Source organism: Desulfobulbus elongatus DSM 2908 (genome assembly GCF_000621145.1).
GTDB lineage: Bacteria > Desulfobacterota > Desulfobulbia > Desulfobulbales > Desulfobulbaceae > Desulfobulbus > Desulfobulbus elongatus.
Window position 1 is genome coordinate 1 of the sequence record NZ_JHZB01000005.1, and the last position, 18,686, is coordinate 18,686.

The window sequence follows — 18,686 nt, forward strand, 5'->3', positions numbered from 1 at the left end:
GCAACCGGTGGACCCTTACCCGTAACACAGCCTGCTTCCGACCGATCGGCGGCATCCGGAGCCATCGGGTGTTCCTCCCTTTGAAATGGCAATACCGATACCCGCAGGTTGGACAGACAACATGGCGGCTGGTCGTTTCAACAGAGAAGATGAGCGCATTGCCAAGAAGTTGGGTGTTGCGATAGGTGACGCCCTTGATGCCAAAAGCATGGTATAAAAGTGTTTGTGACATGGCTGAGACTCCTTTTGTTGTCGGGTTTGGTCACCAGACAACATCTCTCATGCCATGTCACTTCGCCACTCATTCCGCAGTCGGGTACGCATTTGCCGGATGAACCTTATTTTTTGGTGGCAAAAAATATTGTTGGTACTTTTGTTGGTATATTGGAAAGCGGCAAGTAATTTTATTTTTTGAAATAAAATAGTTATCCATGAAATATGGATGACGGCGCCGAAGATGGGCTTTTCTGTTTCCCCAAGAGACACAGACTCACCAAGGGGCAATGCCTCACCCAACAGACAAGGTCTGCTCAACGCTAGATACTCTAGCAACATGTACCAATCTCCTTCCGGGTACATCTTCCGCTTGAAAATTCCCAAAGACATCAAGCCAATTGTTAGCGGCAAAATAAAAATGACCCACCGCGGCAACTAAAAATTGACCCACTTTTCCGTTAAAGATGCCGACCGAGGAGGTCGGCATGAAGACACAGGAAGAGTGTATGGAAATCAGGATACTGAGCAGGCAAGGGAGGGGGATTCGCAAAACCAGAAACCAAAACCAGGAGGCTGTCCGATGGCGGCGGCTTGTATCTGGAGATCACCCAGGGGGTTGAGAGAAATCCTCAACCCCCTGTATTTCGTCTTGGTGTAAATTTGGTGTAAAATTCACCAATGTCAATTTACTGACGACACTTCTTCTGCCGATCCGCGCGGCACAAAGACATTCTCCATAAAAGCCCCACCGTCATCTCTCTGATAATTTCGGATCCCGCGTTATCACCGCTTTCCTCTCCCGGCCTGGCGGGAAGCGGGAAGTGCTGTCCAGTGAACAGCTCAATCCAGCCTGACCCGTTCCCGCGAAGGGGAGATTTGTTATAAATCTGTTTTTTTCACTCCCGCCGACCGGCCCCTGCATCAATCTCCTTGTCTTCTTGTTCTTCTTCCGTTATATAAACTCTCTTTTTCGTTTCGGGACCGGTCCGTTTTCTTTGCCGGCGTTCTGCCGGCCCCAGCCGCGACGGGTTGCCTCCGGCCGTCCGGGACAGTCATCGCGCACACAAGACGCCCCTTGAGGGCAGGAGCAGTATGGATCAGCAGTTTATTCGCAATGTCGCCATCATCGCCCATGTTGACCATGGCAAGACCACCTTGGTCGATCAGTTGTTCCGCCAGAGCGGCATGTTCCGCGACAACCAGCAGGTGGCGGAGCGGTTGATGGATTCCATGGACCTGGAGCGCGAACGCGGCATCACCATCGCCTCGAAAAACGGGTCGTATATGTATGGCGACTATCAGATCAACATCATCGACACCCCCGGCCACGCCGATTTCGGCGGCCAGGTGGAGCGGGTGCTGCGCATGGCCGATGGCGCGGTGCTGCTGGTCGACGCCCAGGAAGGGCCGATGCCCCAGACCTTTTTCGTGGTGAAGAAGGCTCTGGCCGCGGGCCTGCCCATCCTGGTGGTGGTCAACAAGATCGACAAGCCGGCGGCCCGGTGCGACTGGGTGGTGGATCAGGTCTTCGGCCTGCTGGACCGCCTCGACGCCCCGGATCATGTCCTCGACTTTCCGGTGGTCTACGCCTCGGCCAAGGCGGGTTACGCCCTGACCGAACCGGATGCGCCGGTGACCTCGGCAACCGGTATGCAGGCAGTGTCCGAGATGATCGTTACGCACGTGCCGCCGCCGTCGGGCAGCGCCGAGGCGCCGCTGCAACTCCAGATCAACACCATCGACTATTCGCCCTACCTCGGCCGGCTGGGCATCGGCAAGCTGACCAACGGCCGGCTCGACCTGCGCACCCCGCTGGCCGTGGCCCGGCGCGACGGTTCGATCAGTCCGGTGCGGATCAACAAGATTTTCGGCTTCAGCGGCAGCCAGAAGGTGCCGGTGGACAGCGCCTCGGTAGGCGACATCGTCGCCGTGGCCGGCATGGAAGACGTGACCGTGGGCGTCACCTTCACCGATCCGGCCGATCCCCGGCCCCTGCCGCTGATCGAGATCGACCCGCCGACCATTTCCATGAACTTCATCCCCAACGATTCGCCGTTCGCGGGCCAGGATGGCAAGTACGTCACCTCGCGCCATCTCGAGGAACGGCTCGCCCGCGAAACCCTCTCCGACGTCGCCCTCCAGGTCGAGCCGCTCACCGAGGGCATCGGCTACCGGGTCTCGGGCCGGGGCGAGCTGCATCTGTCTATTCTCATCGAGAAAATGCGGCGGGAGGATTACGAGTTCCAGGTGACCCGGCCGCAGGTGATCATGCGGGAAGTCGACGGGCAGCTCCTCGAACCGTATGAAGAACTGTCGGTGGACGTGGACGAGCAGTTCCAGGGCGTGGTCATCGAGAAGCTGGGCAAACTGAAGGGTGTGCTCACCGACATGCAGGTGGAGAAGGAAATGACCCGGATGAAGTTCAAGGTGCCCACGCGCGGGCTTCTGGGCTACCGGTCGGTGTTCATGACCGACACCCGCGGCATGGGGGTGATGAACTACATCTTCGCCGAATGGGGGCCGCATGCCGGCGAGATCCAGAACCGGGCCAACGGGGTGATGATCGTCAAGGAGCCCTGCACCACCGTGGCCTATGCCCTGTTCAACCTGCAGGAGCGCGGCAAGCTGTTCCTCGGGGCGGGGATCGACGTCTATCCCGGCATGATCATCGGCGAGCACTGCCGGCCGGCCGACCTGGTCGTCAACCCGGCCAAGGGCAAGAAGCTGACCAACATGCGGGCCTCGGGCTCGGACGAGGCGGTCATCCTCACCCCGCCGGTTGACATGAGTCTGGAGGACTGCATATCCTATATCAACGACGACGAGCTGGTGGAAATCACCCCCAAGGCCATCCGGCTGCGCAAGAAAAAGGACGCCAAGATTAGGGGGTAGCGCTTTTTCCGGCAAGGAGGTACCATGCGTGAGTTGTTGTTGGTCGGGGCGGCCGTTCTGGCCGGAATCGCCACCTTTGTCGTGCTGCGCAGACGTTTGGGCAGTGACTGTCTGCCCTGACTGCTGCTCTACGGCTCCGCAGGCGCGGGGCTGGTCACCTATGCGATCTTGAAGACACTCCTCTGACTGGAGCGCACCCATGCCCGATGACGCCGAGTTCGCCGCAGAACAGCCCGCAGCCCGCATTCGCGCCCGCATCGGGGAGCGGCGGGTGCTCGAGGCCCGGTTTCTGCTGCGCCAGTTCAGCGAGGCGCTTGATGCCGGGGAACGACAGGCGCTTATCCGGGAGGTGAGCCGGCTGCTGGCCGAAGCGGAGCGCCTGCGCCATCTGGCCAGGACGGCCGCCGCCGAAGGACGGCGCGGGGAGGCGGCGCGGCTGTACGACGACATTGAGCAGGTGGCGGTGGATTTGCCGGGTCTGGCCGAGGAACGGGCGGCCCAGGCGGGCGCGGCGGCCATTTTCTCGCGGATGGCGGCGCAGGAGCCGGTCGGGGAATTGCCCGAACCGGCGGCAGAGCCGGTGCCTGTTCAAGAGACGAAAAAAAACGAGCCTTTGCCGGTTCCCGAGAGGAGCGTTCCTGAGCCGACCGTGTCCGCGGCCGCTGACCGGCGCCAGTCCGGGCGCGAGCTGTGGGTGCGGGGATGGGACCGGACGCGGCAACTGCTGGTCCGGCTGACCGGGCTGGCAAAGGCCGGCCTGCTTCGGGGCCGGGATGGGCTGGGCCGCTGGTCTCGGGCCGCAGGGAAGCACGCGGCCGGTTCGTTGTGGTGGCTCGGGGGGCGGTTGGCCGCTTGCTTCCGCGCCGTGCGGACGCGCATGGCGGCCTTGCTGCAGGAGCCCCGTCTCCGGCGATCCCGCGGTTTGTGGCTCGCAGCCGGCTGCGTTGGCCTGCTCCTGCTGCTCGCCCTGATCTGGCAGAGCCGGACAAACGAATCCCCGTCTGTAGCGCCCGCAGCGGCACCGGCGCGCGACCTCGCGACCGGACCGGCGGCGACCGACGTCCCGGTCGCATCGCCTCACTTCGGGCCGGAAATATCTGCCCCCGTCATCCCCTCTCCACAACAGGCGCCGGCAGCGGCACTGCCGCCGGCCGAATCATCACCACCGCCCGCGCCGCAAGCCGCACCGCCGGCGGAACAGGCGGATGCCCCCCCGCCCACGTTCAAGTTGGGCACCCTGCAGGTCGAGGAATCGAGCCGGAAGTGAAACCGGCTTCGTGATTGTCGCGATCGTCAGAGCAGCGGCCGTCTGCCGCTCTGTTTAAAGGCAAAATAATCCCGCAGGATGCGGGCGTGGTCGAAGACCAGGGGCGGCAGGGTGTCCTCGCGGAACACCTCTGCCCGCTGGGCGTCGTCCGCCGCCACCGGGTGGCCGTTGGCAGTGGCGACGTAGACGGTGGAGGCGGTGTGCTGTCGGGCATCGCGGTCCGGGGCCGAATAGGTGTGGAACTGAAGGATGAGGGTCACCGCCAGGCCGGTTTCCTCGGCCGCTTCCCGCCGGGCCGCGTCCTCGAAGGATTCGCCGTAGTCGACGAAGCCGCCGGGCAGGGCCCAGCCGAAGGGGGGATTCCTGCGCTCGATGAGGACGATGCCGCCCTCGGTTTCGATGATGATGTCCACGGTGGGCACCGGGTTTTTGAAGGGCACGACCTGGGTGCCGCAGGAAGGACAGCGCATGGCAGGGGCTCTGGAGGGGTTAGAGACAAAGATCGCGGATCTCCGCCCAGGTGCGCACCGTGGGCAGGTTGTGGCGGTCCCGGTTCCAAGGCTGGCTGAAGACGATGGCCTCGATGCCGGCATGATGGAGCTGCATGCAGGTTTCGGCGCGGTCGTCGACAAAGGCGGTCAGGCCCAGTTCCTTGATGTGCCTGGCCTTGTCGTCGTGGTCGCCCATGGCCACCACCTGGATGCGCGGCCAGACGGGAGCCGGAAAAACCGTCTGCAGCCAGGCATGGACCGGGTCGGCCTCCGGCCGGGCGGTGACCACCGTCACCTGGTCATGGCGCGACAGTTCGCCCAGCACCTCGACCGCGCCGGGCATGGGCAACAGGCCCGTGCCCACCGAATCGCGCAGGATCTGCAAGAAGATCGTCTCGGCCAGGCCCGCATCCATGGGCAGGCATTCCTCCACGGAAAAATGGGTGATGTCCTCCGGGTTGATGCCGCAGTGGCCGTACTGTTCGCAGGCGATGCGGATGAAGGCCTCCACCGTGTCGGCGATGACGCCGTCGAAATCGAAGCCGATCTCGCCGGGGTGAATCCTGGGGGCGTGCATGGGGAAACGGGGGCTATTTTTCGATTTTGGCGTCCTCGACGAGAACGTCATAGCGGTAGCCAGCGCCGAAATCGCGGTCGGCGGCCAGGGTGCCCTCGACGGTGACCACGTTGCCCTCACCCGGGTCCTCGGTGGTGGTGACCACGAGGTCGTGGTGATTCTGCAGCGGGTTGCCGGTGCCGTCCTGGATGTGCAGCCAGTTCTTGCCCATGATCATCCGCGAGATCTTCATCACCTTGCCGCGGACGCGGACGGTCTTGCCGCTCAGCTCCTTGCCCTGCTCGAAGCATTCGCCCACCGAATAGCTGTTCGGCCCGGTGGCCTTGTGCACGTTGAGTTCGGCCGACGGCACTACGGCGCCGGCGCTGCCGGCAGACGGTCCCAGGCCGGCGGCATCGGCGTCCCCGCCGGGCAAAGCGCTCTTGGCGCTGTCCGCCTCGGCCCGCAGGGCGGCATCGAAGCCGCCTGCCTGGGCGGGCTTGGCCTCGCCCGCGGCTTGGGGGGCCGCCGGCGCTCCCTTGTCCAGGCCGGGCGCGAACACGATGCTGTCAAAGGTGCGGTTCAACGTTTTGGAGGTGAAATTGAACATGGTCATGCCAGGGGCCACGGCCAGGTTCTGGCCGGTCTTGACCTGGGTCTCGGGGATGGCGACCCAGATCTTGCCCTGGGCCGCATCGAGAAGCAGGTAGGTGTAGCCGTTGCTGTTCATGGTTTCAAGGACGTTCCCCTTGAGGGCAACGCCGTCGAGCGAAGCCTCGGCAGCCTTCTGTTTCGGCGGGGTTGTCGGTTGTTCCCCGGCCAAGGCCAACGCCGGGGCGAACAGGGTCAGACAAAGGGCTGCGCGGAGCAGAATGTTGGGCAGTGCGGACATATGATTCTCCAATGTGCGGGGATGAGGGACATAAATAACGATGACGGATAACGGACCGGAGCGGCCACGGACAGCGGGCCGTGGCACAAGATTCGTATAAGGACTCGGCCGCTGCCTGTCAACTTTGGCCGGTTCCGGGAAACAGGCGTTCGAGGCAGCGGGCGATTTCCCCGGCCCAGACCTGATAGCCCCTGGCGCTGAGATGAACATTGTCGCCGAGAAATCCCGGATTGGTCATGGGCGGGCACTGCTCGGTAAAGGGGTCGACCAGATTGAGAAAGGTGCAGTTTTCGACGGTGGCGGCCACCTGCGCCAGTTCCCGGTTGACCTGTTCGATCTCGTGGAGAGGGGCGGCCGGCATGGGCATCAGCGAGCAGAGGATGAGCGGTACCTTCGGATAACACGCCCGCAGCCGCTGCATCATGGTGGTGAAGATCGCCGGGAAAAACATGTAGCCCATCAGCAGGTTGTTGGTGCCGGATTGCAGCAGGACCGCATCCGGGGTGGGGCAGTCCTCGATCTCGTCCATCAGGCGGGCGGACAGCTCCTCGGTCATCTCGCCGGCAATGCCCCGGTTGATCACCGCGACATGGGGCAGATGTTTGCTCCAGTTGCCCCATTCCACCAGGGAATCGCCCAGCATCAGCAGTGTGATCATGTGGTTACCTCGTCGGTCGCGACTGCAGGACAATGCAGCCCATGTTGGCAACGGAAAGGGTTTGGTCGCACTCTACCGTATCGGCCTGCTCCGGGTCAACGAAGTCCTGGGGCGGGCGGCGGCCGGTGTCGATGAGCCGCACCCAGCTCCTGCCCCGGCGGGTGGCCGGAACCGTGAACAGGGCGGCATCGGTGGGACTGCCGTTGAGCATGACGAAAAAATCGTCGTCCGGCTGTTGCAGGGCGGCGCCGTTGAGGAGAAAGGCCAGGGTCCGGCACTCGCCGGACCAGTCCTGCTCGCCCGGCCGCAGGCTCTGCCAGATGATTTCGAGGGAGCAGCCGCTCGACTCCGGGCAGTGGGCGTCGTGGAGGAAAAAATCCTCGCGCCGGAAGATCGGGTGCGCTTTGCGCAAGTGGATCAGTTTGCGGAAAAAACGCAGCAGCGGCCGTTTTTTTTCGGCCAGGGTCCAATCGATCCAGCCGATGGCGTTGTCCTGGCACCAGGCGTTGTTGTTGCCCTGCTGGCTGCGGCCGAATTCGTCGCCGGCAACCAGCATCGGCACCCCCTGGGAGAGAAAAAGAATCGTCGCCATGGTGCGGACGCGCCGGGAGCGGAGGGCATGGATGCGCCTGTCGGCGGTCGGTCCTTCGACCCCGCTGTTCCAGCTGAGGTTGTTGTTGTCGCCGTCGCGGTTGTCCTCGCCGTTCATCAGGTTGTGCTTCTCGTCATAGCTGACCAGGTCGGCGAGGGTGAAGCCGTCGTGGCTGGTGATGAAGTTGATCGAGTTGCAGGGGCGGCGGTTGGAATGCTGGTAGAGGTCGGAACTGCCGGCGATGCGGGTGGCCAGGGCCGACACCGTGCCGGCATGGCCGCACATGAAGGCGCGGACGTCGTCGCGGAAGCGGCCGTTCCATTCGGCCCAGCGATGGTGCCGGGAAAAGTGACCCACCTGGTAGAGCCCGGCCGCATCCCAGGCCTCGGCGATGATCTTGGTGTCGGCCAGGACCGGCTCCTCGGCGATCCGTTCCACCACCGGCGGGTTGGACAGCACCTGGCCGCCGGCATCCCGGCCGAGGACCGAGGCCAGGTCGAAGCGGAAGCCGTCGACGTGCATGTCGATCACCCACCAGCGCAGGGCGTCCATGATCAGACTGCGGACAATGGGATGGTTGCAGTTGCAGGTGTTGCCGCAGCCGGAAAAATTGAGGTAGGCGCGGGTCCAGGGATCGAGCAGGTAATAGATGGTGTTGTCGATGCCTCGAAAGCTGGTGGTCGGGCCGTCGGCGCCACCCTCGGCGGTGTGGTTGTAGACGATGTCGAGGATCACTTCGATGCCGGCTCGGTGCAGGGCCTTGACCATGTCGCGGAACTCGGTGAGCGGCGCTTCGAGATCGCTGCTGTAGCTGCACTTGGGGGCAAAGAAGGAGAGCGGGCTGTAGCCCCAGAAATTCTTCAGCCGCTCCCCGGTTTGCGGATTGACGAAAACGGGCTCGTTCTCGTCGAATTCGGTCACCGGCATCAGTTCCACCGCAGTGATCCCCAGCCTTTTGAGATGGGGGATTTTCTCGACGATCCCCCGGAAGGTGCCGGGATGGCTGACCCCGGACGAGGGATGGCGGGTGAAGCCGCGCACGTGCAATTCGTAGATGATCGAGTCTCGCAGGGGGATGTTGAGCGGCCGGTCGCCTTCCCAGTCGTAGGTCTGTCTGTCCAGAAGGCAGCAGGGTTCGGTGCCGAGACAGGTGCGCGGGTGGCCCCAATCCGGGGAATGGATCTCCTTGGCATAGGGGTCGAGCAGGAGGCGGCCGGCATCGAAAAAATGGCCGCTTTTTTCCGGGTCGTGCGGGCCGTCGATCCGGTAGCCGTAGCGGAGGGACAGGGGGACGTCGCCCAGCAGGATATGCCAGATATCGCCGGTTTTGTTGGCGCGCGGGTCCAGCGGGATCTCCACCCAGTCGGGCCGCGCGTCATCGGGGGCGATAACTAGGGTGACCGCGTGGGCGTGCCGGGAAAACAGGGCGAAATTGACTCCCTGCGGGGTAATGGTGCTGCCCAGCGGCAGCGGTGAACCGGTTCGGGTCGGGAAGGATTTTCTCATGTCGGAATGGGAATTGTTCTCGTGGTCCTTGTTGGCCGGAGAAGGCAGACATATTGTATCTAACGGGCTTGCAGATCATTTTCAACCCTGAGAGGAGGTCACGATGGGGCTTTTGCACAAACTGATGCCGATGGGAATACCGGCGATCGACTGGGAGATGACACCTGAATACACCTTCGGCACCTTCGAGAGCTGGGGCGGGAAGGAACGGGTGCGGAGCAAGAATGAGCGGGTATACTATTTCTTCATCGATGCCTGGGACGAGGAGCCGAAGGTCTGCCTGATGGAACGCGGCATCAAGCATGCCCGGGTGATTGCCGAAATACTGGCGCCGGCGGAAATGGTCCGCCGCTGTGTCAGGGAACAGGGCAAGGTGGCCCGGTTCGAGCGGACCCATCCGATCAACGAGGAACTGAAAGAGTGGCTGCTCGCCCATGTGGTGGAGGGCGAAGACGACTCCATGGTGATGCCGCTGGTCGAGCCGGCCGACGCGCCTCCGCCCGCCAGCGGGTTGCCGGGACGGGAAGCGGCGCCGGCGGTACCGAACCGGATCGTTCTGCCGCACGAACCCGCCGAAATGGGTGAGGAGGATGTGGTTACCCTGGTGCAGCGGTTCAATTTCGCCGACCAGGAGCGCAATCCCAAGGGGCAATTCGCCAAGGCGCTGGTCGACAACCATGACGGCTTGACCGTGAGCGACCGGGTGACCGGCCTGATGTGGCAACGGGGCGGCATCGATATCATGAGCCACCGGTCGATGCGGCGGGCGATCGACCGCATCAACGCAACCCGGTTCGCAGGATATGCCGACTGGCGTCTGCCCTCGCTGGCAGAGGCGCTTTCCCTGCTCGAACCGGAGAAATCGGCGGCAGATCAGTATCTGCACGGCTGCTTTTCCGGAGAGCAGCCGTTTGTCTTTGTCGACGCGACCCGGAAGCCCGGAGGACAGTGGTTCGTCGACTTCAAACAGGGGCGGGCGTTCTGGTCCTCTGGGACTATCCCCGGTGGTTTCGGGAGGTTATGCCGAAGGGAAGAAGAGTAGGGGCAGTGAAAAAGCTGCCGGCGCAGAGAAAAAGCTGTTGAATCGCGCCAAGGCAGCCTGTAGAATAACCAGGATGTAATACATGCAGTTCATGAAACAAGGAGTGAGTGGTTCTTGAAACGGATACTGGTGGTCGACGACGAAGCGCAGATTCGCACCATGCTGACCCAGATGCTGGAACAGGAGGGCTATGCCGTTCATACGGCCGAAAACGGCGAAGAGGGCTTGGCGCTGGTTGGCCGGTATTCCTTTGACCTGGTCATCACCGATATGATCATGCCGGTCAAGGATGGCCTGAAGTTCATCATGGAACTGGTGCGCGACTACCCTGACCTGAAGATCCTGGCCATTTCGGGAGGTGGCGCCATCAAGGCGGAACGGTATCTGACCATGGCCGGGTATCTCGGTGACATCGCCACCCTGGAAAAGCCGTTCAAGCGGTCCGCCTTTCTTGATCTGGTGCGTAAGCAGTTGACCCCGGAACCATAGACTCGCTTCCCCGAAAAGATCCCATAAAAAAAGGCCTGCATTCCTGCAGGCCTTTTTTTATGGGTGCCGTCCAGGGACGGACCGAAAGATCAGTTCACCCGCGACGTCCCGCCGGTGGTGGCGGAGCCGAGCCGGGCCAGTTGCTCCTCCTTTTGCTTCCTGAAACCGTAGTCGACCAGTTTCGCCAGGTCGGCCCACATCGTTTCGCTGCCCATGAGAGCTACCACAATGGTCCGGTTGTCCCGGCTGAACTGACCGACATAGGTCTGGCGGGCGGCGACGGTGTAGCCGGTTTTGCCGCCGAGCGCGCCGTCCAGCCGCCACAGCGCCTTGTTATGGTTGCGCAACACCTTGCCGTATGAGGTGGTGATGGATTTTTCGTGCATCCGCCGGGCGAATTCGTCGTGCTGCATGGCATATCGGAAGATATTGGCCAGGTCGCGGGCGGTCGATTGCTGGCCGAGGGCGGTGAGGCCGGAGGCGGTGCGGCAGACGGTGTTGCGGGCTCCCCACATGCGGGCGGAAATCGTCATCAGGTTGGCGAAATTCTCTTCGCTGCCGGCGACCTTTTCCGCCAGGGCGACGCTGGCGTCGTTGGCCGAGGCGAGGAGTACCGCGTTGATCAGGTCGTTGGCCCGGTAACGCTTGCTGGTTTCAAGAAAGATTTTGGAGCTGGGCATGCCGGCGGCATGGTTGCTGACTTCGATCACGTCGTCGTGTTTCAACGATTTGAGCGCGATCATGGCGGTGACGATCTTGATGGTGGAGGCGGGCTGGCGCGGGTTGTCGGGGTACTTGGCAAAGAGTTCCTCGCCGGTTTTCGCGTCCAGGATGATGGCGCTCCTCGAACTGATCTGCTTTTCGATGCCCTGACCGGAGGAAGCGCCAACGACGGGCGCATGACCTGCCGCGGTCACGGCGGGACGGGGCTTGTTCTGAGTCGTGCTCTTTGCTTTTTTCTTTGTTTTCCTCGTCTGCTGCGCCGAAGCCGACTTTTTGGTCGAGGCGATCTGGGTTGCTGCTTGCTGCTGCCCTTTGCCAGCGGCTTTGCCGGGCCCGCGCACCTGGGAACCTTGCTTTGCGGGGGCTTGCGGTTGGGCCGTCTGACGCGATGCTGTTTTTGCTTTGGTCGCGGTGGCCGCAGTTTTCTTGGCAGGCGACTGCGGGGGACGGGCGACCTGAGGGGCGGCCTTGCCCGTGGCTGCCGCCGTTGCGGCCAGGGTCGGTTTGGTGGCGGCGGGCGCTGAGCCCTGTTTCTTCGCTTTTGTCGTCTTTGCCGTGGTCGGCGGTGCCGCTTGCGCTCCCTGGGCCTCGGGCAGGGGATGGAGCAGCAGAACGATACTCACCACCATCAACAACAGGGGAACGGACAGGAATCGTGGCATACGGATCGTACCGGCGGTTGAGGGCAACTATGTAAATTCAAAAAATTTACTCGCTCTCTTTCCGCCCTGTCAAGGGAATTGCCCGTTTTCTTTGAAAATCGCCACCTGTTATGGTAAACAGGCCAGCTATAAAAAATGCCGGGTACAGGACAAGGATCGGGAGAAAGATATGCAGACATCGCCAGATAGAGTTGAACAGCGCAGGGATGAACGGGGGGAGAACGCCGGTGATCAGGCCGTGGCCGAACATCTGCCGGCCATTCAGGAAAACGCGGCGACGTTGAACGATCTGGTGGACATCAGTTGCCGCAAATACCGCCACCTGCCCGCCATCGGCATGGCCCTGGAGGAACCCCTCGCCTATAAGGCGGTGCACGAACGTATTCTCGCCATCGCCGCCCTGCTGCGGCGTCTCGGGGTCAAACAGGGCGACAGGGTCGCCCTGCTCGGCGAGAATTCACACCACTGGGGCATCGTCTACCTGGCGGTGGTCCGGTTAGGTGCGGTCACCGTCCCCATTTTTCCCGATCTGCCCGAAGCCGATGTCCATCACATCCTGGGCGAGATGCGCTGCGACGTGATCTTCCTCACCCAGCGGCAGATCGAGAAGATTTACGATCTGAAGCAGCAGCTCGCCCATGTCATCACCTTTGACGATTACCGCGACAACACCGGCCTGATCAGCCTGCGGACCTTCAGCGACTTCGTCGCCGAAGCCCTCGCGGATTTCGGCGAGCAGGCCCGCGACGAAACCCTGACCTTTCCCAAGGTCGCGCCGGACGATCTCGCCGCCATTCTCTACACGTCCGGCACCTCCGGCTTTTCCAAGGCGGTGATGCTCACCCATGGCAACCTGTGCGCCAACGCCCACTCGGCCGGCGGCGTCATGCAGATCGCCCCGGGCTGGGTTTTTCTGTCGGTGCTGCCCATCTCCCACACCTACGAGTTCACGGTCGGGTTCCTCCTGCCGCTCCTGAAAGGGTGCCGGGTCGTCTATGCCGGCAAGACGCCCACGCCCGCCATCCTGCAGAAGATCTGCGAGCGGGAGCAGCCCCACGTGATGCTGGTCGTGCCGTTGATCATCGAGAAAATATTCAAGAAACGGGTGACTCCGGCCGTGGAGAAAAGCAGGATGCTCAGCTTCTTCTGCCGCTTCGGCCCGAGCAGGAAGATGATCTACCGCAAGATCGGCGCCAAGCTGTATGCCTTTTTCGGCAACCGGCTCCAGGTGATGGGGATCGGCGGTGCGGCCCTCAACCCGGATGTGGAGGCTTTCCTGCGCGACGCCAACTTTCCCTTCATCGTCGGCTATGGCCTGACCGAGGCTGCGCCGCTGCTCGCCGGCGGGCCACACGGCGATGCGACCATCCGACCCGGTTCCGCCGGCAAACCGGTGCCCAACGTGGAGATCCGCATCGCCGATCCCCATCCCGAAACCGGTGTCGGCGAGATTCTGGCCCAGGGCAAAAACGTCATGCAGGGGTATCTCAACGACCCGGAGGCCACCAAGGACACGCTGACCGAGGACGGCTGGCTCAAGACCGGCGATCTCGGCATGCTCGATCCGGCGGGCAATCTGCATATCAAGGGGCGCTCCAAGTCGGTCATCGTCCTGTCCAACGGCGAGAATGTCTATCCCGAGGCGATCGAGCACAAACTGAACGCCTATCCCTTTGTGGTCGAGTCGCTGGTGGTGGAGAACCGCGGGTTGCTCGAGGCCTGGGTTTACCCGGATTATGAGTTCATCGACGGGAAAACCGCCGGTCAGAGCCGGACCCAGCGGCATCGCTATATCGCCGATCTGTTCGAGGAAATGCGGGCCGCCGTCAACGAGCAGCTCTCGAATTCTTCCCGCATCTCCCGGATTCTGGAGCGGCGCGAACCCTTTGTCAAAACCGCCACCCACAAGATCAAGCGGTATCTTTACTCCGCCGACACCATGCAAGCCTGATCAGCCGTCCCAATAAACCAGCAACAAAAAAAGGGGGAATGAATGAAAAAAATATGTGGAATCAGTGGATTGATTCTGCTGACGGCGACCGTCCCGGCGCTCGCCTCGGGATATCGTATCCCGGAGCAGTCGGTGAACTCGGTGGCCCGTGCCGGCGGTTATGTGGCCTCCACCCCGGGGGCCGACGCCTCCTATTACAATCCCGCCAACATGTCCTGGCTGGAGAATCGCGCCCTGTTCGAGGCGGATGCCACCTGGATTCACTTGAGTTCGATCGACTATACCGATCAGATCGCGGCGCGAAGCGGCGATGCCGACAGCGAGAATTTCTTCATGCCCACCTTGTTCGCGGTCTCGCCAGAATACAACAGGTTCCGGTTCGGGTTCTCGGTGACCGCGCCGGGCGGGCTGTCGAAACAGTGGCAGGAGCCGCATCCGCGCAGCTATGCCGAGGAATTCAGTCTCAAGATCTTTGAGTTCAACCCAGCGGTTTCCTATAAGATCTGCGACCGGTTCTCCGTGGGTGCCGGCATCCGGGGCGTGTATACGGACGGCAAGGTGAAAAGCAACGCCTACGACACGCTGACGAGGGACCTGGAGGGTGATTCCTGGGACGCGGGGTACAATCTGGCGGCCACGCTGAAACCAATGGACAACATGAACCTCAGTGTCACCTATCGCTCCAGGGTGGATTTGGGTGTCGAGGGCGACGCAACCCTGCGGTATGTGCCGATGGCGTTGGCCTACAGCGGCTCCGCCGGCGTTGAGATTCCCCTGCCCGCCGTGCTGGCGGTGGCCGCCTCGTACACCTTTTTCGATCAGTTGACGGTGGAACTCACCTACGACCGAACCTACTGGTCCGACTATGAATATCTTGATTTTAACTACAGTTCCGTGTTCAGGGCGCCGAACCCGTTCTCCCGGTTCGACGATCCGGTGCCCAAACAGTGGCAGGATACCGACGCCTGGCGGGTGAGCGTTACCTATGACATGAAAAACGACTGGATTCTCATGGCCGGATTCGCCATCGACGAGAATCCCGCTCCGGACAGCACCCTGGGCTTCGAACTGCCCGATTCGGACGCCCTGCTTTATTCCGTGGGCGTGCGGTATGTGCTCAACAAGGACATGGAACTGGGCGTCGCCTATCTCTACGACGACAAGGAAAGCCGTTACGTCAACAATGGCATGATCAACGGCGAGTTCAAGGATGCCGCCGCCCACCTGCTGACCTTCGGGTTCACCTACAAGCTGTAATCTCTTGTGCCGCTCTTCAAACAGAAGGTGGTTGGGGCCCGGAAACCTCCGGGCCCTTTTTTTATCCCAGCAGGAGGGTGTTGGAGAAGCGGATGATGGGCATGATCACCCAGCCGATCACGCCGGTGTAGAACAGGGCGAGCAGGAGGATGAAGCCGAACGGCTCCAGCTTGGCGTAGCTGCGGGCCGCCGCCGGGGGCAGCAGGCCCATCAGCACCTTGGAGCCGTCGAGCGGCGGGATGGGAATACAGTTGAACACCGCCAGCATGATGTTGATCCAGACGCTGGCCGCCAGCATGGCCACCAGCGGTTGGAGAAAGAAAAAGGGCAGAAAGGGCAGGGCCACGAACAGGTGGGCGAGCGCCGCGCTGGCCACCGCCAGAACGACGTTCGCTGCCGGGCCGGCCAGGGCCACCAGCAGCATGTCGCGCTGCGGATTCCTGAAGTAGCGGGGGTCCACCGGCACCGGCTTGGCCCAGCCGATTTTCATGATGATGAAGGCCAGCACACCCAGGGGATCGAGATGCCTGAGCGGATTCAAGGTCAGGCGGCCCTGGTTTTTCGCGGTCGGGTCGCCCAGGCGCCAGGCCACGTAGCCGTGGGCCAGCTCGTGCACGGTCAGGGCGAACAGGAGGGGCGGCGCCTGGATGATCAATTGCCGCATGAGGGTGTTGAAATCAAAATCCATGGAAAATCAATGCTCCTGATGCCGGGTTGGTGCCCGGATGTGGTGCTTTGGCCCGGACGTGTGGGGAAAAAATAAGGCCAAACCGGGGAAAAGCGAGGAAAAAAGGAGGGCGCCGGTCAGCGCCGCGGCTGGCTGTCGACCGGATAGGCGCCGCGGATGAAGGCCAGGGCCTGATCGTGGCTGGTGACCTCGCCGTCCAGTTGCATTTCGATGAGGTGGTTGCGGATGGCGCGGAACTGGGGGCCCGGGATGTAGCCCATGGCCTTGAGTTCGTCGCCGCCCACCAGGGGGGTCGCCTTGCGCAGGGTGGTGACGTACAGGGACACCGCCTGCTGGATGAAACGCTTGCGGGCGATGGTCATCAGGTAGAGCAGCCCCTCGATGTCGAGTTCGTGCAGGAGCCAGTAGATTTCGCTGGGCCGGAGAAAGGGGCGTTTCTGCATCTCCTGGGCGATCCGTTCGGCCTCGGTCTTCTGTGCGATCAGCTTGCGCCGCTGCCGGGGCGGCAGGTCGAAGCGGTGGCAGAAGGCGATCAGTTCCTTGGTGCGCGACCGGCTCATGATCGCCAGCAGATACACCATCCAGGTCTCCAGCTTGTCGGGCAGATAGAGCAGCTTGAACCAGGAAATCGCCTGGCCGGCCTGGGTGAGAAAATGGCGGAAGCGACGGTCGATCTTGAGATTGGGGCGCAGGTCGGGCCAGAGAAAGGGAAAGAGCTTGAACGAGGCCATCCGCCGCAGGGCCGGGGTTGGGTCGTCCTCGGAGAGGATCAGCTTGAGTTCGTGGAAAAAGCGCGGCTCCTCGAACCGGTCGAACAAATTCATCTGCACCGTGTTCTTGATCAGCTTCTCGGTGTGGCGGGTGATGGTGCAGTCGAGCCGGCCCTCGAAGCGGATCGCCCGGAAGATGCGGGTCGGGTCCTCGACAAAACTCAGGTTGTGCAGCACCTGGATGCGCCGTTCCTTGAGGTCGTTCTGGCAGTTGAAGTAGTCGACTAGGGTGCCGAACCGCTGCGGGTTGAGGTGGATGGCCATGGCGTTGATGGTGAAGTCGCGGCGGTAGAGGTCGAGCTTGATTGAGCTGTGCTCCACCGTGGGCATTGCCGCCGGGTGCTCGTAGTATTCCAGCCGGGCGGTGGCCACGTCGATGCGGGTCAGGTCCGGGAAGACCACGGTGGCGGTGCCGAATTTCTCGTGGGGATGGACCATGCCGTGCCGCTGTTCGGCCAGGGCCCTGGCGAAGAGGATGCCGTCGCCCTCGATGACGATGTCGATGTCGGTGTTCCTGACGTGGAGGAGCAGGTCGCGGACAAAGCCGCCGGCCACATAGGCGTTGCAGCCGAGCGTGGCGGCGGTTTCGCCGATTTCGCGCAGCAGCACGATGATGTCCCGGGGCAGCACCTGGGTCATGACGCCGGCCAGGTTGCGGGTCCGCTCCACCGAGGGCCGCTCGTCGCCCCGGAGCAGGTCCGGGGAGAGATGGGCCGGGTCGTGCACCAGCAGGCTGAGCAGGTCGGTGCGGGTGATCACCCCCACGATGGCCTCGCCCCGGACCACCGGGATGAGCCGCTGGCGGTTCTCGACGATCAGCCGCTGGATGTCGGCCAGGGTTCCGCTTTCCGGGATGGTGGCGATCTCGGTGGTCATGTAGTCGGCCACCGGCAGGCTGCCCAGCTTGTGGAAAATGGCCTTTTCCGCCACCATCCGGGAGATCATGCCCAACAGGCCGGCGGGGTGCGCGCCGTTTTCCTGGCCGCCGTTGTCACGGACCACCGGCAGGACGGTGATGTTGTAGCGGGTCATCAACTGATTGGCCTGGCCGATGCTGACGTCCGGGGTGACGGTGATCACCGGCGAGCTCATCAGTTCGCCGGCCACAGCCTTGGGGCGGATGTGGCGATGGATGAGCCCGACCAGCTGCTCCTCGGCCTCGGCGATGGTCAGGTCGCGAATGGTGGCCGAGGCGGCCGCCGCGTGCCCGCCGCCGCCGAACTCGCGGGCGATGGCGCCGACGTTGACCTCCGGGATGCGGCTGCGGGCAATGAGATAGGTCCGTTCGCCCAGGCTGAGCAGGGCAAAGAGCACGTCGATGTTCTCCATCACCATCAGCCGCTGGACGATCACCGCGAAATCGTCGACATAGTCGGCCATGGTCAGCTTGCTGATCACCACGGTTACGCCGCGGATGACGTAGGACTGCGCCTCCTGCTGCAACTGGCTGATGAGGCTGATCTGCTCCGAGGAGAGTTCGCGGGAAACGAACTGGGTGACGATGTCGAGGTTGGCCCCGTGGGCGAGCAGCCACGAGGCGGCGGCCAGGTCCTCCGGCCGGGTGGAGGAGTGGAGGAAGCTGCCGGTGTCCTCGTAGATGCCGAGCGCCATCAGGGTGGTCTCGTCCGGGCTGGGCACGATCCCCTGTTCTTGGAAAAGGCGGGCGAAGATGGTGGTGGTCGAACCGAAGGGCGCCACTGTTTCCTGGGCGCCGCGCATGTCGCCGGGCGCGTCGGGGTGGTGGTCGTAGAGATGGACGACGATGCCGGGGGTGTCCAGGCATTCGGCCAGCTTGCCGATCCGGCCCGCCTGGCGGGTGTCGACCACGATCAGCCGCTGCACCCTGGTCAGATCGATGTGCTTGACCTTCTTGAATTCGTAGATGTTGCGGAACTCCTGGGCCAGATAGTCGCGGACCGATTTTTCCTGCGAGCCCGGAAAGACCAGCTCGGCGTCGGGATAGAGCTTTTTGGCGGCGACCATGGCGGCCAGGCTGTCGAAGTCGGCGCCGATATGGGTGGTGATAATGTCCAT

Annotated in this window: 14 protein-coding genes and 1 pseudogene; 6 read left to right on the plus strand and 9 right to left on the minus strand. The window is 62.6% G+C overall.

The window, feature by feature from the left end:
• Window positions 1-232: pseudogene (locus Q362_RS24185) on the minus strand (ISL3 family transposase); the annotation flags it as partial.
• A 1,076-nt stretch (window positions 233-1,308) separates the two neighbouring features.
• Between Q362_RS24185 and typA the strand changes: the two are divergent.
• Window positions 1,309-3,108, plus strand: coding sequence for a translational GTPase TypA (gene typA, locus Q362_RS0103785; RefSeq protein ID WP_028317599.1), 1,800 nt, complete (start codon window positions 1,309-1,311; stop codon window positions 3,106-3,108).
• Between the two features lie 199 nt (window positions 3,109-3,307).
• On the plus strand, window positions 3,308-4,375 hold the full coding sequence (locus tag Q362_RS0103795; RefSeq protein ID WP_028317600.1) for an AfsR/SARP family transcriptional regulator: 1,068 nt from the start codon (window positions 3,308-3,310) through the stop codon (window positions 4,373-4,375).
• A 26-nt stretch (window positions 4,376-4,401) separates the two neighbouring features.
• On the opposite strand, the gene Q362_RS0103800 is transcribed toward Q362_RS0103795, so the two are convergent.
• From Q362_RS0103800 to Q362_RS0103820, 5 genes are all read right to left on the minus strand, one after another.
• Window positions 4,402-4,845, minus strand: a complete 444-nt coding sequence (locus tag Q362_RS0103800) for an NUDIX domain-containing protein (RefSeq protein WP_028317601.1) — start codon at window positions 4,843-4,845, stop codon at window positions 4,402-4,404.
• Window positions 4,846-4,864: 19 nt separating this feature from the next.
• Window positions 4,865-5,443 (minus strand): 5' nucleotidase, NT5C type, encoded by a 579-nt coding sequence (locus Q362_RS0103805; protein WP_028317602.1) that lies wholly within the window; start codon window positions 5,441-5,443, stop codon window positions 4,865-4,867.
• Between the two features lie 13 nt (window positions 5,444-5,456).
• Complete coding sequence (locus Q362_RS0103810; RefSeq protein WP_028317603.1) at window positions 5,457-6,314, minus strand: hypothetical protein; 858 nt, start codon at window positions 6,312-6,314, stop codon at window positions 5,457-5,459.
• A 118-nt stretch (window positions 6,315-6,432) separates the two neighbouring features.
• Window positions 6,433-6,972, minus strand: coding sequence for a GDSL-type esterase/lipase family protein (locus tag Q362_RS0103815; RefSeq protein ID WP_028317604.1), 540 nt, complete (start codon window positions 6,970-6,972; stop codon window positions 6,433-6,435).
• 4 nt (window positions 6,973-6,976) lie between these two features.
• Window positions 6,977-9,070, minus strand: a complete 2,094-nt coding sequence (locus Q362_RS0103820; RefSeq protein WP_028317605.1) for a glycogen debranching protein — start codon at window positions 9,068-9,070, stop codon at window positions 6,977-6,979.
• Window positions 9,071-9,173: 103 nt separating this feature from the next.
• Here Q362_RS0103820 and Q362_RS0103825 point away from each other — a divergent pair, with 103 nt between their 5' ends.
• Both Q362_RS0103825 and Q362_RS0103830 read left to right on the plus strand, forming a co-directional pair.
• Window positions 9,174-10,112, plus strand: coding sequence for an Lcl C-terminal domain-containing protein (locus tag Q362_RS0103825; protein WP_028317606.1), 939 nt, complete (start codon window positions 9,174-9,176; stop codon window positions 10,110-10,112).
• Between the two features lie 114 nt (window positions 10,113-10,226).
• Window positions 10,227-10,601, plus strand: coding sequence for a response regulator (locus tag Q362_RS0103830; protein ID WP_028317607.1), 375 nt, complete (start codon window positions 10,227-10,229; stop codon window positions 10,599-10,601).
• Between the two features lie 89 nt (window positions 10,602-10,690).
• Here the strand turns inward: Q362_RS0103830 and Q362_RS18985 are convergent, their stop codons facing one another.
• Window positions 10,691-11,986: a D-alanyl-D-alanine carboxypeptidase family protein gene (locus Q362_RS18985; RefSeq protein WP_051553608.1), complete on the minus strand. Its 1,296-nt coding sequence runs from the start codon at window positions 11,984-11,986 to the stop codon at window positions 10,691-10,693.
• A 169-nt stretch (window positions 11,987-12,155) separates the two neighbouring features.
• Between Q362_RS18985 and Q362_RS0103840 the strand changes: the two genes are divergently transcribed.
• The gene (locus Q362_RS0103840) at window positions 12,156-13,937 is read left to right on the plus strand and encodes an AMP-binding protein (RefSeq protein WP_028317608.1); all 1,782 of its coding nucleotides are present in this window, start codon (window positions 12,156-12,158) and stop codon (window positions 13,935-13,937) included.
• Between the two features lie 42 nt (window positions 13,938-13,979).
• On the plus strand, window positions 13,980-15,194 hold the full coding sequence (locus Q362_RS0103845) for an OmpP1/FadL family transporter (protein ID WP_028317609.1): 1,215 nt from the start codon (window positions 13,980-13,982) through the stop codon (window positions 15,192-15,194).
• A gap of 61 nt (window positions 15,195-15,255) precedes the next feature.
• Here the strand turns inward: Q362_RS0103845 and Q362_RS0103850 are convergent, their stop codons facing one another.
• Together Q362_RS0103850 and Q362_RS0103855 are read right to left on the minus strand one after the other, a co-directional pair.
• Complete coding sequence (locus tag Q362_RS0103850; RefSeq protein WP_028317610.1) at window positions 15,256-15,882, minus strand: site-2 protease family protein; 627 nt, start codon at window positions 15,880-15,882, stop codon at window positions 15,256-15,258.
• 116 nt (window positions 15,883-15,998) lie between these two features.
• Window positions 15,999-18,686 (minus strand): CBS domain-containing protein, encoded by a 2,688-nt coding sequence (locus tag Q362_RS0103855; protein ID WP_028317611.1) that lies wholly within the window; start codon window positions 18,684-18,686, stop codon window positions 15,999-16,001.

Bases quoted from the DNA above. Each gene is read 5' to 3' on its own strand.
- Q362_RS0103795 (WP_028317600.1), top strand. From the start codon at position 3,308: ATGCCCGATGACGCCGAGTTCGCCGCAGAACAGCCCGCAGCCCGCATT.
- Q362_RS0103840 (WP_028317608.1), top strand. From the start codon at position 12,156: ATGCAGACATCGCCAGATAGAGTTGAACAGCGCAGGGATGAACGGGGG.
- Q362_RS0103800 (WP_028317601.1), bottom strand. From the start codon at position 4,845: ATGCGCTGTCCTTCCTGCGGCACCCAGGTCGTGCCCTTCAAAAACCCG.
- Q362_RS0103815 (WP_028317604.1), bottom strand. From the start codon at position 6,972: ATGATCACACTGCTGATGCTGGGCGATTCCCTGGTGGAATGGGGCAAC.
- Q362_RS0103845 (WP_028317609.1), top strand. From the start codon at position 13,980: ATGAAAAAAATATGTGGAATCAGTGGATTGATTCTGCTGACGGCGACC.
- Q362_RS0103850 (WP_028317610.1), bottom strand. From the start codon at position 15,882: ATGGATTTTGATTTCAACACCCTCATGCGGCAATTGATCATCCAGGCG.
- Q362_RS0103810 (WP_028317603.1), bottom strand. From the start codon at position 6,314: ATGTCCGCACTGCCCAACATTCTGCTCCGCGCAGCCCTTTGTCTGACC.
- Q362_RS18985 (WP_051553608.1), bottom strand. From the start codon at position 11,986: ATGCCACGATTCCTGTCCGTTCCCCTGTTGTTGATGGTGGTGAGTATC.
- Q362_RS0103855 (WP_028317611.1), bottom strand. From the start codon at position 18,686: ATGGACATTATCACCACCCATATCGGCGCCGACTTCGACAGCCTGGCC.
- Q362_RS0103820 (WP_028317605.1), bottom strand. From the start codon at position 9,070: ATGAGAAAATCCTTCCCGACCCGAACCGGTTCACCGCTGCCGCTGGGC.
- Q362_RS0103805 (WP_028317602.1), bottom strand. From the start codon at position 5,443: ATGCACGCCCCCAGGATTCACCCCGGCGAGATCGGCTTCGATTTCGAC.
- Q362_RS0103825 (WP_028317606.1), top strand. From the start codon at position 9,174: ATGGGGCTTTTGCACAAACTGATGCCGATGGGAATACCGGCGATCGAC.
- typA (WP_028317599.1), top strand. From the start codon at position 1,309: ATGGATCAGCAGTTTATTCGCAATGTCGCCATCATCGCCCATGTTGAC.